17 protein-coding genes and 1 riboswitch are annotated in these 15,913 nt (G+C 37.5%); of the genes, 11 read left to right on the forward strand and 6 right to left on the reverse strand.

Annotated features, from left to right (window positions below):
- Positions 1-180: 180 nt before the first annotated feature.
- The 3 genes from J2S11_RS12965 to J2S11_RS12975 are packed head-to-tail and all read left to right on the forward strand — an operon-like array spanning position 181 to position 1,680.
- Positions 181-627 carry a DoxX family protein gene (locus tag J2S11_RS12965; protein WP_307395188.1) on the forward strand — a complete coding sequence of 149 codons (447 nt, stop codon included), beginning with the start codon at positions 181-183 and terminating at the stop codon, positions 625-627.
- A 14-nt stretch (positions 628-641) separates the two neighbouring features.
- Positions 642-1,175, forward strand: coding sequence for a PadR family transcriptional regulator (locus J2S11_RS12970; protein ID WP_307395190.1), 534 nt, complete (start codon positions 642-644; stop codon positions 1,173-1,175).
- 43 nt (positions 1,176-1,218) lie between these two features.
- Positions 1,219-1,680 carry a DUF2269 domain-containing protein gene (locus J2S11_RS12975; RefSeq protein WP_307395192.1) on the forward strand — a complete coding sequence of 154 codons (462 nt, stop codon included), beginning with the start codon at positions 1,219-1,221 and terminating at the stop codon, positions 1,678-1,680.
- Between the two features lie 216 nt (positions 1,681-1,896).
- Here J2S11_RS12975 and J2S11_RS12980 read toward each other — a convergent pair whose 3' ends face one another.
- Positions 1,897-2,793, reverse strand: a complete 897-nt coding sequence (locus J2S11_RS12980) for a hypothetical protein (RefSeq protein ID WP_307395194.1) — start codon at positions 2,791-2,793, stop codon at positions 1,897-1,899.
- 17 nt (positions 2,794-2,810) lie between these two features.
- On the reverse strand, positions 2,811-3,443 hold the full coding sequence (locus J2S11_RS12985) for a zinc metalloprotease (RefSeq protein ID WP_307395196.1): 633 nt from the start codon (positions 3,441-3,443) through the stop codon (positions 2,811-2,813).
- Positions 3,444-3,663: 220 nt separating this feature from the next.
- Positions 3,664-3,762, forward strand: a riboswitch (TPP riboswitch).
- Between the two features lie 335 nt (positions 3,763-4,097).
- Between J2S11_RS12985 and J2S11_RS12990 the strand changes: the two genes are divergently transcribed.
- The 5 genes from J2S11_RS12990 to J2S11_RS13010 all read left to right on the forward strand — a co-directional run bounded on the left by J2S11_RS12990 (position 4,098) and on the right by J2S11_RS13010 (position 8,965).
- Positions 4,098-4,682 (forward strand): ECF transporter S component, encoded by a 585-nt coding sequence (locus J2S11_RS12990; RefSeq protein ID WP_307395198.1) that lies wholly within the window; start codon positions 4,098-4,100, stop codon positions 4,680-4,682.
- Between the two features lie 91 nt (positions 4,683-4,773).
- Positions 4,774-6,297, forward strand: a complete 1,524-nt coding sequence (locus tag J2S11_RS12995) for an ABC transporter ATP-binding protein (protein ID WP_307395199.1) — start codon at positions 4,774-4,776, stop codon at positions 6,295-6,297.
- The gene (locus tag J2S11_RS13000; protein ID WP_307395201.1) at positions 6,282-7,088 is read left to right on the forward strand and encodes an energy-coupling factor transporter transmembrane component T family protein; all 807 of its coding nucleotides are present in this window, start codon (positions 6,282-6,284) and stop codon (positions 7,086-7,088) included. The genes J2S11_RS12995 and J2S11_RS13000 overlap by 16 nt, the downstream gene beginning before the upstream one ends.
- A gap of 14 nt (positions 7,089-7,102) precedes the next feature.
- Positions 7,103-7,729 carry a thiaminase II gene (tenA, locus tag J2S11_RS13005; RefSeq protein ID WP_307395203.1) on the forward strand — a complete coding sequence of 209 codons (627 nt, stop codon included), beginning with the start codon at positions 7,103-7,105 and terminating at the stop codon, positions 7,727-7,729.
- 156 nt (positions 7,730-7,885) lie between these two features.
- Positions 7,886-8,965, forward strand: coding sequence for a D-alanine--D-alanine ligase (locus tag J2S11_RS13010; protein ID WP_307395205.1), 1,080 nt, complete (start codon positions 7,886-7,888; stop codon positions 8,963-8,965).
- A 67-nt stretch (positions 8,966-9,032) separates the two neighbouring features.
- Here the strand turns inward: J2S11_RS13010 and J2S11_RS13015 are convergent, their stop codons facing one another.
- Positions 9,033-10,397 carry a UDP-N-acetylmuramoyl-tripeptide--D-alanyl-D-alanine ligase gene (locus J2S11_RS13015; RefSeq protein WP_307395207.1) on the reverse strand — a complete coding sequence of 455 codons (1,365 nt, stop codon included), beginning with the start codon at positions 10,395-10,397 and terminating at the stop codon, positions 9,033-9,035.
- A 223-nt stretch (positions 10,398-10,620) separates the two neighbouring features.
- Here J2S11_RS13015 and J2S11_RS13020 point away from each other — a divergent pair, with 223 nt between their 5' ends.
- On the forward strand, positions 10,621-11,223 hold the full coding sequence (locus tag J2S11_RS13020; RefSeq protein WP_307395208.1) for a glycerol-3-phosphate acyltransferase: 603 nt from the start codon (positions 10,621-10,623) through the stop codon (positions 11,221-11,223).
- A gap of 311 nt (positions 11,224-11,534) precedes the next feature.
- The gene (sda, locus tag J2S11_RS13025) at positions 11,535-11,711 is read left to right on the forward strand and encodes a sporulation histidine kinase inhibitor Sda (RefSeq protein ID WP_307395210.1); all 177 of its coding nucleotides are present in this window, start codon (positions 11,535-11,537) and stop codon (positions 11,709-11,711) included.
- Positions 11,712-11,801: 90 nt separating this feature from the next.
- On the opposite strand, the gene J2S11_RS13030 is transcribed toward sda, so the two are convergent.
- The 3 genes from J2S11_RS13030 to J2S11_RS13040 all read right to left on the reverse strand — a co-directional run bounded on the left by J2S11_RS13030 (position 11,802) and on the right by J2S11_RS13040 (position 15,239).
- Positions 11,802-12,002: a DUF378 domain-containing protein gene (locus J2S11_RS13030; protein ID WP_307395212.1), complete on the reverse strand. Its 201-nt coding sequence runs from the start codon at positions 12,000-12,002 to the stop codon at positions 11,802-11,804.
- Positions 12,003-12,425: 423 nt separating this feature from the next.
- A complete protein-coding gene (locus tag J2S11_RS22405; protein ID WP_307395214.1) occupies positions 12,426-14,666 on the reverse strand; it encodes a methyl-accepting chemotaxis protein in 2,241 nt (746 codons plus the stop codon).
- Between the two features lie 189 nt (positions 14,667-14,855).
- A complete protein-coding gene (locus J2S11_RS13040) occupies positions 14,856-15,239 on the reverse strand; it encodes a hypothetical protein (protein ID WP_307395216.1) in 384 nt (127 codons plus the stop codon).
- A 163-nt stretch (positions 15,240-15,402) separates the two neighbouring features.
- Here J2S11_RS13040 and queF point away from each other — a divergent pair, with 163 nt between their 5' ends.
- Positions 15,403-15,816, forward strand: a complete 414-nt coding sequence (queF, locus tag J2S11_RS13045; protein WP_307395217.1) for a preQ(1) synthase — start codon at positions 15,403-15,405, stop codon at positions 15,814-15,816.
- Positions 15,817-15,913: the final 97 nt, after the last annotated feature.

Genomic DNA, 15,913 nt, shown 5'->3' on the forward strand with positions numbered 1-15,913 from the left:
AGGTATTTTTATAAGTACAAGAAGTTAGCTACAGTAAGCTAAGTTTTGTGCTTATTGGGATAATCATTTGTTTTTCTTGACAGCTTGTTTTTACTAGAGTATATTGTTCAGTGTAATTATATTAATAGTATTAATATACATATAATTAATATAAATGAAGGCCTTATGCAGGAGGGACATATGATTACTTTATTGATCTTAATCGGCAGCTTTGCCGTGCTGTTTCTGTTAAAGCGAGCGGGATACACTCAGCGCTCAAATCGAGAATTGGCTAATTATTCAATGGCTTTTTTTCTAGTGTTTTTTGGTTTAAGTCATTTTTACAAAAAATCCGAGCTTATGATGATCTTACCTAGCTGGGTTCCGTTTCCCGAATTTGTTGTCTATGTAACAGGAGTGATAGAAATTGTTTTTGCGATCGGTTTACTGTTTGAAAGAACAAGAAGGGTGACTGGAGTCCTGGTAGCTCTTTTCTTTGTAGCGATACTCCCAGCTAATGTGCATAAAGCGATCAATGATTTAGAAATATCTGGTGCCATGAGTTCGACGTTTCTTTCATGGGTCCGCTTATTTTTCCAGCCGATCTTTATAGTGTGGGTGTTATACAGTAGTAAAAAACAGAATTAGAGGGAGGGGAAGAAATGCAGTTACAAGCAAAGTATGTAGTATTAGGGCTTTTATACAAAAGATCTATGTCTGGCTATGACATGAAAAAGCAATTTGAAAAGTATTTCACCTACTTTTTTGATGCTAGCTATGGGAGTGTATATCCTACTTTAACCAAGCTTGAGCAGGATAACTGTATTGTCAAGCACACCATTATTCAAGAGGATAAGCCAAATAAGCACGAGTATGAAATTACTTCAACAGGTAGAGAGCTGTTTGAGGAATATCTGAACAGTCCAGTGTTAGATGACAGTATTCGAGCCGATCTTTGTGTGCGACTATTTTTCGGGGAGTTTGCAAGTAAGGAAACGGTTCTCAAATGGATGAATGAACGAATCAAAAAAAACGAGACCATCGTAGCCGAGTTACAGGAGGAGTATGAGCGTATCAAATCAGAGATGTCCGTCACTCAAGAGATTACGATTCAGATCGGAATTGATTATCATCGAGCACAGGCAGACACATTAAGAAAAGGATTGAAGCTTCTCGATCAGGATTCATCTACTTAAATCTACAGAATACATCTACTTAAGATATAAAGGAGAGGGAATAATGAAGATTCTCATTTTTTTACATGTCCTAGGAGCTGTAATGTTTCTTGGCAATGTGATTACAGCAGCTTTTTGGAAAATCAGAGCAGAAAGAGGAAAAGATATCGCACATATTCATAAGGCAGTAAAAAATGTTATGTTTGCAGATTATGTTTTTACCTTGCCTGGTATTATACTTCTTATTATTACAGGTAACTTGATGGCTTTCCAGGCAGGATATGCGATGATGGAATGGAACTGGGTCACAGTCTCTCAAGGCTTATTCATTCTTACAGGACTACTTTGGGTGATTATTTTACTCCCAAATCAACGAAAAATGATTAAAGAAAGTGAAAAGTCTATCAGCTTAGGCCAGCTTACACCGTCATATAAAAAAGCATCTAGGATCTGGGATGTGTGTGGGAGTCTAGCAAATTTAATACCGTTAGTTGTGCTTTACTTGATGCTAGCTAAACCTTTTTAAACTTAAATCATTCATTTGTAGTCGGATTTACAAGCTTTGATCTATTTGAATAAGAGTGTGGCGCATCAAACGGTTATTACAGAGAAAAAGAGCTACTCTAAATGGCGAAAACTTTCGAGTAGCTCTTTTTAATATCTAACAGTTAAATATTGAGTGAGAGTCTAGTAAATGGATTCCCTATTCTTTTTATTATCCTTACATCAATGAATTTATTACTTAATTGTTAATAGGATATACGGTATCTAGATACTCTAATGCATCAGTCCACTCAGGATCATCGACGCTTATAACGCTCCCATTTCTCGTTGCTAGAGAAAGTGTTGCTTCATTCTCTTTTAGAAATACAATATATTCTTTGCCTAATTCGATACTAGGTGGCAATGCAAGTGGGTAAGTAGTATCAATGCCATCACCTTTAAAGATTTGTAGTAACTCAACATTAGCAAACTTGATATATTTATGCTCATGATTCATACTTCTAGGAACTATACGAATAATATGATCTGAAAATTGATCTAGCTCCTGTAGGCTTTCAGCTTGTTCCTGAACAGTAACAGCTTGCATTTGAATGGAGTCAATTCCTAGTGAATTATTAATATAGTCAATAAAGGATACATCCGTGTGATTTTCAATAAACTCTTGGTAACCAACTAACCCGTCTTCAGTAATCTCCACAATGGCAGGCTTATAAATTGAGGTATGGATCCGATTTGGAAATAATTCATCATCCCAATATCCAAGGAACAAAACATACGTACTATCTAACTGGTAGCGTCCTACTTTATCATAAACAACTATTTCTTTAGAAATAGCTTCTCCCTTCAAAACAGACTGGATTTGAACTTTGTATTCCCTTGAAAATATATCAAACTCTTTATCTTCAATGATTGTCCCTACGGTAATAAACTGGGCTCTTTCAATTAAATTGTCTAAGGTAGGCTCAAAAAGCGATTTGCTTGATGAATAAACAACGGTTTGGTTTTCTTCCAAGCTAGATTGTTCAATTTGATTCTCATTTTGAGAAGTAAAAACATTACTTTGAAATAGCAAGATTATGGATAGGGATAAAGTAAGGATGACAAACATTGAAGTTTTATACTTTTTAATTTTCACAAAAAAAACCTCCCAATTTAATAGACTTGATTTAGATGCCTTTGGTCTCGAGTTGTTAATGAAGTTCTTGTAGAATCTCCACCCATTAGGTCACTAGAATTAGTAGAATGACCAAACCATCCTAATCCATGACCTATTTCATGAATGAAGGTATTTCTATGATAATTACTATTTTGGTTACTAAAGTAGTATATATATGCCTCAGCTCTACTAATTCTTACACCTGTTTTAGTAGAATTACTATACGTCCAATTTCCTTCTACATTTCCTGCTATAAAAGTTTCTCCTGCTGCTGTATCATCTAAATCAGGTCTATATCTTCTAAGATTTTCGTATGTTCCAGCTCGAATAATAAAATTTGCATTACTAACATCGTCCGTATTAAAAAAATTTGCTCTAGATATCCCAGCATTACTCCATTGATTCTTAGCATGAGTAACATGACCATTAAAAACAGAGCTTGTAAAACTATTATCTATAGGACCCTGCCAGGCTGTTGGAGTTGAGAGCCACCTGCCTATCCTATCAGCCGATTCTTCATTAGCATACCAATAGGACAGAGTTCCTAGGTTATTTGCATAAGAAATAATATTGCTTAGAGAGAAAATTAAGAAAACTGAAAAAATGGTAATGAAAAGTCTTTTTAACATGAATGAGCCTCCATTTCACTTTTAGTTGATTTTATTTATTCACTTTCTATAATATGGTATCTTATTTACAAAAAAAGTAAATGCCTATTTTATTATTTTTAAAATAGAGAAACAAATACTCTTTGTGTCATTGAATTGTTATTGAGATTTAAGAATAAGTGTGGTATGTTTGGTCATAGAATCCTGTAGCAGGGTTCTGTACATTAAAAACTAAATATCGTCATTTCACTAGGGGTGCTTTTGAGCTGAGAATGGCATTAGCCTAAACCCTTAACCTGATCTAGATAATACTAGCGTAGGGAAGTGAAGAGGATTGAGTATGATACGACACATATTAAGATAGATGATCATTCCTAATACAAGTCAATGAGTCTAAGAGCTTATCTAGTTCATCAAAGAGCTGCACGTAGATTTGTTTACTTGTTTCCAGTACTGGAGTATTCATTTATCTATAGATAAGTGTCCGAAAAATACACACAAGCCACTTTCTTCCTGAGAGTGGTTTTTTAATTGCTCTCATGAAGCTTTGCCTTATTAAAAGGCATTGTTTGTTGCCTATTTACTTCTTTCTTTTGGGGAGAGTGAAGGTGGGAGGTACGCTAGAACCAGAAAAGCTCGTTCTTAGTGGGTGACGAACAAAAGGAGAGCTAGAAAATGAAAAAGAAGGGATTAACCTTAACGGACATCCTAGTAACAGTTGTTATTGCTATTATTTTTGCTGTAATTTACAAGCTATGGGGGCCGCTGTATTATGCGTTAAAGCCCTTTGGGCTGCATTTGGAGCAGGCCGTGTATGGGATGTGGTTTATGGCGGCTACTGTAGCATTCTTAATTATTCGAAAGCCAGGGGTAGCTCTGCTTGCTGAAGTAGCTGCGGCATCGGGAGAGCTGGTGATGGGAGCAGAATGGGGACTAGAAACACTGGTCTATGGTGTTTTTCAAGGTTTAGGAGCAGAGCTTATTTTCCTTATTTTTGCTTACAAATCCTATTCATTGTTTGTGACAAGCTTAGCAGCTATCGGTGCCACGGCTGGCTCCTTTGTCATGGACACAATAAGAGGGTATATTTTTGATTATGAGCTGTGGAACTTATTACTTTTAATTGGTATGCGTACGGTAGGGTCAATCATTATTGTTGGTGTCTGTGCCTATTATCTTGTGAAGGCATTGGAGAGCACAGGAGTGACTGAGCTTGTTCGCTCAAGCTCCAAGGAAGATTATGATGCGTTGAATAAATAAATATTCCTAGTAGCATGATTCAGAAAGGAGAAGCTTTTGAACTCAGTAAGTGAACAGTAGTCATACTTTTATTTAAGGAAAAGAGGTTGTCATGATGACAAGAAAAGCGATGGGTGTTAAGGATTTAAGGCTAAAATTTCCCGGTGCTTCTTCTCTGTTGTTTACGGATTTATCCCTAGCCATTGAAGAGGGTGAAAAAGTATTGCTTCTAGGTCCAAGTGGCTGTGGAAAGTCAACTTTATTACAGGTTCTTTCAGGAATGATTCCTCAGTCTATTGATATACCAGTTAAGGCAGAGGAAGTATCACTTCCAGAATCATGGGGCTTTTTATTCCAGGATCCAGATACTCAATTCTGTATGCCCTTTGTGGATGAAGAGCTTGCTTTTGTCCTTGAAAATCTTTGTCTGCCGCAGGATCAAATGCACGCTAGAATTGAGGAACTCTTGCACATGGTCGGGCTGAGGCTTGAAAACCCGCACATTCCTATCCAGTCCTTATCACAAGGGATGAAGCAAAGGTTAGCTTTAGCAAGTGTGCTAGCCTTAAAGCCAAATGCTCTATTTTTGGATGAGCCAACTGCCCTATTAGATCCTTCAGGTACTATTCAAATTTGGCAGCTTATAAAGCAGCTGGATATCGTTCAAACGGTGGTCATTGTCGAGCATAAAATTAATGAAATTATTGATTATGTAGATCGTGTTATTTTATTAAGCCCTGGTGGAAATATAGTAGCTGATGCGCAACCCGAAACTTTGTTCACAGAATATAGAAGTCTATTAATTGATTATGGAATATGGTATCCGGATGTTTGGGAGGATTACTCTATTTTACGTAAAAAGAATAAGGCTACTAAGGGTGTAATAACCGAGGAAATTTGGTCGCCAACCCTTAATATAAAATCTAACAATTCTGTATCAGAGACCCTCATCCAACTGAATCAATTTATGGGCTATAGAGGATCAGAAGCTAAGCTGAACATAGCTGAAGCAGAGGTTACAAGAAATGATTGGATTGCCATTACAGGAGAAAATGGAGCGGGTAAAAGCACTTTGCTTTTAGCCTTGATGCAGCTTATTAAAACAAGTGGGAGCTATCTGCTTAAAGGGAGCCAGATTGAAGGATTTCATACTGACCTCTCCAGTCAGATTGGCTATGTATTTCAGAATCCTGAATTTCAGTTTGTGACCAATTCCGTTTACGATGAGCTAGCTTATTCCTTAAAAATGATGAGCATCGCTCAAAAGCAGCTAGAAGGAACTATTGCGGAAACGATAACGAGGTTTGAGCTAGATGGCAAGGAGAATGTGCATCCCTACCAGCTTTCGATGGGACAAAAAAGGCGTTTAAGTGTGGCAACCGCAATGATCATGAAGAAAAACCTGTTGCTTCTAGATGAGCCTACGTTTGGGCAGGATGCTAAAAATACATTTGCGATCTTAGAGCAGCTAGAGCAATTAAGACGGGAAGGAACCACTATTATAATGGTTACTCATGATATGGAGATTGTAAAGCATTTTGCTACTAAAGTGTGGATCATAGAGAAGGGGACTCTAGCAGAACAACTGAAACCGATTGGTAATGAAGAGGAGCAAAGATTATGCAAATCGATTTAACCTTTCAGCAAACCTGGCTGTATCGTGTAAATCCAAGTGTTAAGCTTATCGTCTCCCTACTTTTATTCGTACAGGTATTATTGGTCCACCATATTGATTTTATGATTAATTTATGTGTGGTTACTTTACTTCTGCTTGCCTTTTTTACTGGGCATCCGTGGAGAAGAGTTCTTTTATTTAGTATCCCTTTTGTCATTATCTTTATCTCTACAGCAACATCTATGATTTTTTTTGGTAAGGGAGATACGACCTGGTTCCGTTGGGGGCTTGTGCATATTACGGAGGAGAGCTTTTACAGAGGACTACATCTAGGATTTCGAGCTCTTAGCTTTGCTTCCGTAGGTTTGTTATTTGCCTTAACAACAAGACCGGTATTTCTTTTCTATTCACTCATGAAGCAGCTTAAGCTTCCACCTAAATATGCTTACAGCTTTATGGCTGCCATTCGATTATTTCCTATTATGCTTGAGGAATTTCAGACATTGAGATACGCATTAAAGGTTCGAGGAGTAAGGGAGGAGAGAGGAATTCGTGGCTTTTATCAAAAGCTGAAGTTCTTCTCCATTCCTCTATTAGCCCAAAGCATTAGAAGAGCACAACGAATGGCTGTAGCGATGGAAGCAAAACGCTTTGCCATGACTCAAAAACGAACGTATTTTTACAAGCTAGGCTTTTCCATAAATGACTTCATCTTTGTTCTCTATCTTTTAGTTGGAAGCTTGCTTGCTTATTGGATTAGTCATCAATGGCCTTATGTAGATATAGTTGATGTGCGATACTATAACGATTAATGGGGGAATAGAGTATGAAGTTTTCTACGCAAATTAGAAATGAAGCACAATCGATTTGGAAAAAAAGCTTTGAGCATCCTTTTGTTACGGGAATTGCTGATGGGACATTGCCATTAGATTGCTTTCGATTTTATGTTCTACAGGACTCTTATTATCTAAAGCATTTTGCTCAGGTTCAGGCTTTAGGGGCTGCCAAAGCATCAGATTTGTACACATCTAAACTAATTGCTATTCATGTTCAAGGAACATATGAAGCAGAGTTAAGCCTACATGAGAGCTTTTCTGAGCGTTTAGGGATCACTGAAGAAGAACGTAGAAGCTTCCAGCCAAGCCCAACAGCTTATGCCTATACGTCACACATGATTCGAGCTGCGTATACAGGGCATTTGGGACATATTATTGCGGCCATTCTGCCTTGCTACTGGCTGTACTATGAAATTGGTGAAAGACTTCATTCAGCTACACCTGAAGAGCCTATCTATCAGGAGTGGATTGCTGCGTATTCTGGAGAATGGTTCAAGAAGCTGGTTGAGGAACAGGTCAATCGTTTAGATGATATTTCTCGAACAGTCACCGAAGCAGAGCGTCAGGAGATGAAGGAGCACTTTTTAATCAGTAGTAAGTATGAATATATGTTTTGAGATATGGCTTATCACCAAGAAAAATGGGTAGTAGAATAGGAGGATGCATCATGACGTGTATCCCATGATATAATGTGTTGCATATACATATATATAAGGCTGAAGGCGAATGTGTATGTAGACAGTTGCAGCATTTATAAAGGAGAGAGGTCATCAGTGAGTCAGAAGCAAACGATTGGTCTAATTTATGGTGGTAAGTCAAGTGAGCATGAGGTATCTTTATTAACAGCATTTTCAGTAACAGAAGCGATTAACTATGAAAAATATGATGTGCTACCTTTATACATTAAACTAGATGGGACCTGGGTGAGGGGTAAGAAGTACTCCACAGTGCCAGAAAAAGCGAGTGAACTAAGGCTCGATCAGAAGGACAACACCACTAGTTTTGTCTCCTTATTCGACTTGGCTCAGGAGCTTGATGTGGCGTTTCCAGTCATTCATGGGCCGTTTGGAGAGGATGGGACGCTACAAGGGCTTCTAGAGATGCTGGATATCCCATATGTCGGATCTGGTGTTGTTGGATCTGCATTAGCGATGGATAAGGTAATGATGAAAAATATATTTTCTTCTGCTGGTCTGCCTCAATGTAATTATCTATCGTATACTAGAAAAGAACTAAAGCAAGGAGAACTAGAGAAGATTACACAGCAAATTGAAGACCAGCTAGGTTATCCCTGCTTTGTTAAGCCCGTTAATCTGGGATCCAGTGTTGGAATCAGTAAAGCGAAAAATATGGAAGAGCTAGAGGTTGCTCTCCTTACAGCGGCAAGTTACGATAATAAAGTAATTGTCGAGGAAATGATTGATGGACGTGAGGTTGAAATTGGAGTTCTTGGTAACGATGAACTACAAACGTCGGTAGTCGGCGAAATCAAATCAGTGAATGAGTTTTATGATTATGCTTCAAAATATAAAAATATTGGCACAGAGCTAGTGATACCTGCACAAATACCTAATCATGTCACGGAACAAATTACTGAGATAGCCAAAAAAGCATTTACAGTACTCGAATGCTCAGGGCTTTCTAGAGTGGACTTTTTCTGGAATCCCAAGGATGACCAAGTCATCCTCAATGAAATTAACACGATGCCGGGCTTTACTCCTTACAGTATGTATCCCTTATTGTTTAAAGCAGCGGGTACTTCCTATCCGATGCTCATTGAAAAGCTTATTGAACTTGGGTTAGAAAGATATGCTGAAAAAAAACAAAATCAAATTACTGCTGAGTCGTTGTAGAGCGTAAAATATAAAGGGTCTTCCAGTTCATCGAAAAAGCGATGTTTCGTGGAAGACCCCTTTTTATCTATTTGACAAGCTCAGCAATCATTTCTTCAAGCTTCATCCCACGAGAAGCTTTAAATAAAATGGCATAATCTTGAGTGAGATAAGGCTCTAGAGCCTTAAGGGCTTCAGTTTTTGTCGGATAATGTACCCCTTGACCAGCTTGAGCAATTAATTGACTAGATTGCCCCACTGTAATCAGCTGGAATTCAGAGTCGTTTTGGTTTAGACCACGAATATATTCTCCAACTGAGATATGAAGCTGATCACTCTCCTCGCCTAGCTCATAGATATCCCCAAGTACAAGGATCTTTTTACGCTGAGCAAAAATTTGTTTGAACGTTTGGATGGACGCTCTCATGGAGGTAGGGCTAGCATTATACGCATCATTAATTAGTAAGCTTTGACCTGGACCGTCGATGATTTGAAAACGCATGGAGGAGATCGACAAGCTTAATAAAGAAGCAGCGATTTGCTCAAGGGAATAGCCGTATTGGTAGGCTATAAATGCTCCAGGAAGAACATTACTTACATTGTATTGACCAAACATTGGCATAAAGCAAGATATGCTTTCCTCATTAATGTGTAAGGTAAAAATGGTCCCTTGATCAGTAAATGAAATGTTTGTAGCGAAAACGTCTGTTTTCTGTTGAATACTATAATAATAGACTTTACCAGGGTAGCGATCAGCCTGAGAACAGACAAACTGATCATCCTTATTTAGAAGGACGAAAGCATCCTTATCTGTATGAGGCAATAGCTCTCCCTTTGCTTTAGCAATCCCCAGCTTTGAACCAAAAAACTCAATATGAGCATCACCGATATTAGTGATGACACTAACTGTAGGCTGCACAAAGCTTCCCAGAAGATCGATTTCTCCGGCATGATTCATACCCAGCTCTAAAACAGCTGCTTCATAGGTATCATCAATTTGAAGTAAGGAAAGGGGAGCCCCTAAATGATTATTTAGGTTACCGCTAGTTTTATAGACCTTTTTTCTACTTGCTAAAATATGAGCGATCATATCTTTTGTTGTTGTTTTGCCATTGCTTCCTGTAATGGCGATTATGGGAATAGAAAGGGTATGTCGGTGAGCTTTTGCTAATTGCTGTAAGGCTAGTTCTGTATCTTTTACCAGAATAAGAGTAAGCTCTTCAATGCCTTTTCTTTGAACATTTGGATCTGAAATGATGGCGATTGTGGCACCAGCTCTGCATGCATCTCCTAAAAATTGGTGACCATCTCTTTTTCCTTTAGTTAATGCGATAAAACAGGAACTTTTCTCTAGCTTTTGTGAATTAAAATGGATAGAATGGATATGTACATCAAGTTTACCTTGAATAAGCTCTCCGTTTGTAATCGTAGTAAGTTGTTCAGCTGTAAACATAACATTTCTCCTTTTGGTGTTTAACATCGTCGTTGTAGAAGTGTAAATTTGGCTAGGCTATTATGACTCAGAAGATCATGCCTAGTTGCCGATACAAGCAATAAGACCATCTTACCGATTTTATTTATAGTTTATCTATGCATATACTTGTATTATACCAAATTTGTATCACTACACGAACTCCAATGAATAAGTAGCATTTGACATAGAAAGAGGGGATTTTGTGGAATTATTATTATTATCCTTTTATTGTGTAATAGCGTACCTAGTAGGCTCTATCCCTGTTGGAAAAATAGTGGCGGCTAGCCGAGGTGTGAATATTCAGGAAACGGGTACAGGAAATATCGGGGCTAGTAATACGTATCTAGTGCTGGGAAAAAAAGCAGGTATTATTGTACTTCTCTGTGACTTAGGTAAAGCTTATGTAATGATGCTGGTTACCTTTTCTACTTTTTCGCTAGGGATGTCTCTTTTTGTAGGGTTGTTCCTACTAGCTGGTAATATTAAATCTATATTTTTAGGTTTTACCGGAGGGAAGGGAGTAGCTACTGGGATAGGCATATTTCTAGCGACATATCCACTTGTAGCAGTCATTACATTTACATTTTGGGTGCTCTCTACGGTTTTTATTCGCTACCTTAGCTTTATCGGAATAGCAGGTGTTCTTTTGATTTCGTTCACGTATTATAGGGTGGACTATGAGCTCCTCGCTTTCATCTGCTCTTTATTACTGTGTGTAGCCATTTTATACCGAAATAGGCATAGTAAAGGCTTTATGAAAGCTACAGCAATGGCCGATGAATCAGTAGTAAATGTAAAAGAATAGTGTTCTTAATGTGGCAGAAATCAACAGGAAATTACAATATATTAGGCATTGAACTTTTTCTGACTAAGACTGTCGAAAATAATTTTAATTTTATACAGGTGTAGCTAATTGTGTATAATTGTCCAAAATTGTGGATAAAGTTATACACAATTTTTTTGTTATTTTGTAGCTATTGATGTCATATTGCAGACGAATACTCACAACATATACACAGGTTAACCACAGATAAATGTGGATAAGTAGAACGCTTGTTCTTTAAAATATTCCGTGTTAAGATGTGGATATTCAATAATTGGAAGGGGGAAGGCAAGATGGATAGACTTAGTGATGTTGAGCTTTTAGAAGCCTATATTCGGGCAAAAGAGTTGAACTGCTCCCCAGATTTCATTCAACTATTGTTTGAAGAAATTGAAAGAAGGAATTCGGCCGAGCATCAATCGGACTTTGCTTTGAATTTGAAAGCAGATTCACACTATCTTGGTTTATAAAAAAATATAAGGGAAATTAGAAGTTATGTTTTACTTTAAATAAAAGAAGCTACCCAGTTCTGTGAGTAGCTTCTTTTTCGTTTCAAGCCGTTAGCCTTCCACTCTTTGGCGATCTCTAAACAAAAGAGAGATGCAATATAACCCAGCGATTCCGACTAGCGAGTAAATAATACGGCTTAACCATGCATCTTGCCCTCCGAAGATGGCTGCAACTAGATCAAATTGGAAAAAGCCAATTAGTGCCCAGTTAATTGCACCAATAATAACCAGTATTAAAGCTGCGCGATCCATATATGTTCATCCTTTCTCTAAGATGATTGATCAATAGATGATACATTTTTAATATGATACAAATCATTCGTTTTCATTCATTATCCGACAGTTTCTTTGTAAAAAATCAAAGAAGGTCTGCTGTTCAATTATCAAACAGCAGACCTAAGACATAATTCTTTATTACAGCCTAAAAATTTATAAAATTTGATACAATGATTTCTTCAAGTTTCATAAATTCTGGCTGCATGTAAAAGCTTCCTCTAATGATGGACTAGACAACCTCTTCGAGAGGGCTTCGATAGAAGGCTTTTCTTAACGTCTAGGAAAGTATAAAATTTGATACCATTTTTTCCTCAAATTTTATACTTTCTGACGGCTTGAAAAGCTTCCTTTAATGATGGACTAGACGACTTCTTCGAGAGGGCTTCGATAAAGCTTTTCTTATTTTTTGTTGTCAGGAAGTTCTTCTGTTTCTTCTGTATCACTTTTGGTTACGTCTGTCTCTGTCAGGGCTTCTTGTTCTACTTCGGAGTCATCGTAAGTAGTAGCAACCTCATCTTTTAATTCATCGCTTATTAGATGCTCAGTTTCATCATAATCGGTTTGATTTTCATCTGTTTCAGCATCTAAGTCAGTTCCATCTTCGAGAAGACTATCTTCTATGTCTGAGTTTATTTCGAAGTCATCTTCTATTGAACTTGTTTGCTCCTCTAAAGTAAATTTACTTACTTCCTCAATGAGGTGCTGAGCCAAGTCTTGAAGCTGTACAGCAGCCTGATTCACTTCTTCAATAGCTTGAAGCTGATGCTCACTTGAAGCTGCAACCTCTTCCGCAGAGGCAGCAGACTCTTCAGAAATCGCACTGATATCCTGCATGGCCGCATTAATTTCTTCAGATGAATGATTTAATGTAACAAGTGATTCTTGGACAGTTGAGACATGCTCTTCAATTAACGTAATCTGAGCAACGATATCGTCAAAGGATGTTCTTGTTTTTGTAACAGCTTCACCCTGGATGGTACTATAGTTATTTAAGTGGTTCGCATCTGTAGTCAATGTACCCATTTTTTCTCTGATTTCTTTAATAACAACATGGATATTTCGTGCCTCACCCTTTGTTTTTTCAGCTAACTTTCTGATCTCGCCAGCTACAACGGCAAAGCCTCGTCCAGCTTCTCCAGCACGTGCAGATTCAATCGCTGCATTAAGGGCTAATAGATCCGTGCTGTTAGAGATTTCTTCAATCGTTTCCACAATTTTAAGGATTCTTTCCGAGCTTAAGGCAACATCTTGAACATTTGTGATTAAGTTGTTTGCTAAGGAAATGAACTCTTTAGACGTTTGGTCTAGCTCACCAACTACTTCAATCCCATCTTTTCCGATGGAAGTAGAGAGTGCTGCTTGACTTGATATTCCAGTAGCAAGATCGTTTACTTTAACCAGGTTATTGGACATCGTTTCAAGGAGGTGGATACCCCTTTCTAGCTCTAGAGATTGATTTTGTGCACCAGCAGCCACTTGGTCAATTGCTCGATTCACTTCATGTGTTTGAGCTGTAGTTTCCTCAGAAACTGCTGCTAACGTTTCTGAAGAGAAAGACAGCTGGCGAGAAACCTGTTGAACCTCTTTAAAGGAGGATTGAACCTGTTCAGCCATTGTATTAAACGTTTCAGCCAATACACCCATTTCATCTTTAGAACGAATATCTACTCTATAAGCAAGATTTCCTTCCCCAATAATCTGTGCTCCGTTCTGTAAGGTCTTCACTGATTTCGTAATAGAACGAGTAATCCACATTCCACCAAAGATTAAAATAAGTAATATGGCAGCACTTGCAGATAGAACAATTATGTACAATCTAATTGTTAATGTATCCATATCATCAGCAATAGATTCGAGCTCTGCATTCAGCTCTTCATTAATTGAACCTACAAGCTCTTCCATTCTTTGTGTAATATTACTAAAGTTAGCCGTACGTTCATTTAAAGCAATTGACATTTCAGCTAATGTAGTAAAGGATTCTTTGTACGAGTTAAGATTCCTTTGAAGAGTTGAGACCTGCTGTTCACTAATGGATTCTATTTCTGCTACTGCACGTTCAACCAGTATCATTTGCTGTCCGAACTCGCGTAAAAGTTGCTCCGAATTTCTTCGGACTAAAAACTCTTTTTCGATCAGTCTTGCTTGAAGCATCTCACTAAGAACATCATTTTCCCCAGCATTCTTAACTAAAATCTGAATGGCAGTGGCATTCTGGTTCATTTGACCTATTAAGCCGAAAGAATTACTAAGCCCAATCTGTTCGGATTGTTTCACAAGATCTGCAAACTGTGAGCTGTAGTCTCTTGAGGATGATAATAATTGATCTGCTCTTGTAAGGATTACTGAATTATCTGTTTGCAGGATAATTTGGTTTGTAGCATTTGTGAGCTGTTCTATAGCATCATCAACATGCTGTACATAATACATATTTCTTTGTTCCATGAAGCTTAATTCGTTAAATCTCGCTGTCTGCATGGAAACTAAAATATTTTGCCCGATAAAGGCAGATTCATTGATTTTGTCTCGTTCCTGACTTAAGTCTGCTATTTGAGTTAAACTATACGTATTAATCCCAACGATACCAACTAAGCCAAGAATAGCGATAATTACACCGATTGATATCTTCCGGCTTATTTTCACTATGTAGCCCCCTTTAGTGTGTAGTTTGAAAGACATGGATGAAAGCAATAAGTTCTTCTCTTATTAATATCGTATTTTTCCTACCGATTGTTGAGCTTTTTCTACATAATTTTTAGAAATTAAACGAAAAAAAAGTCCTAAAAGCAATTGCTTGCTTCTAGGACGAATGAACTAGTGCGGACTGTTCCATCAAACAGGTAATGAGGTTAAATGACTAAATTGCTGTACTTTCTCTAAAAACGCAGGGGAAAGGGGTAAGATTATTTCAACATTTTGCCTTAGAAACCTTCCCTGACGGTTTAGGACAACCATTTCATTGATGTGTACCTTATATAGCTGATTACTAAACTCGCTAAAAACCTTTAACTCATCTGAAATTTGAATAGAAGTTTGCTGGGAGCCAATGTCATAAGGAATCATGGAGTGAATATCGTCAAATAATATGTGATAAGAAAAGTTAGGTTTTTGAAAAAACATCTCTTTTGTCGTAATGGATGTCCCTAAATTTCCTTTTCTATGATAAAAAACCAATTCGCCGTGTAGATTTTTCACTGTAATAAATTTGTGGTTCATAGTGAAATCTCCTTTATTGTTGGTCTATACTATTATATAATAAGTAGTGCTCTTATATAGCTATCATAACAAAAACACAGTTTGCAATAGAAGTAATTTGCCTGTGTAAAGTAATGGAAAGCAAAATGAGCATGTTTACTATGGCTGAAGGAGAGAAGTACAAATGAGTAAAGCGAATGTCGATCACAGTAAGTACGCAGATATACGTTTTGATATTCAAGATGAAAGTGTTATATTAGTGGATATTTTAGAAACCATTCCTTATGAGTATCCAGGAAAGGATATCGAGGTTTCAATTCCTACTAACGAGTTTACTTCCGTGTGCCCATGGTCAGGTTTACCTGATTTTGCTGAAATTAAATTGACTTATGTGCCTAAGGAAAAGCTAGTTGAAATGAAATCTCTAAAGTATTATCTAACATCTTATCGTAACGTAGGTATTTATCAAGAGCATGCAACACAAAGAATTTTAGATGATCTGGTAACTCTAACTGAGCCAAAAGAGCTTAGAATAGAAGCCATTTGGAATGCTAGAGGTGGCTTAGGAACAACCGTTATTGCTGAGTATAAAGAATAAGGGTGTTCAATACAAAAGATAATGAGCAATCGGTATGGTCCTCCATACCGATTCTTTTTACAGTCTGAGAACATTCTCTTATCCTTTGGTATCAAAA

The sequence above is a fragment of the Bacillus horti genome, assembly GCF_030813115.1.
In the GTDB taxonomy this organism is placed as follows: Bacteria; Bacillota; Bacilli; order Caldalkalibacillales; family JCM-10596; genus Bacillus_CH; species Bacillus_CH horti.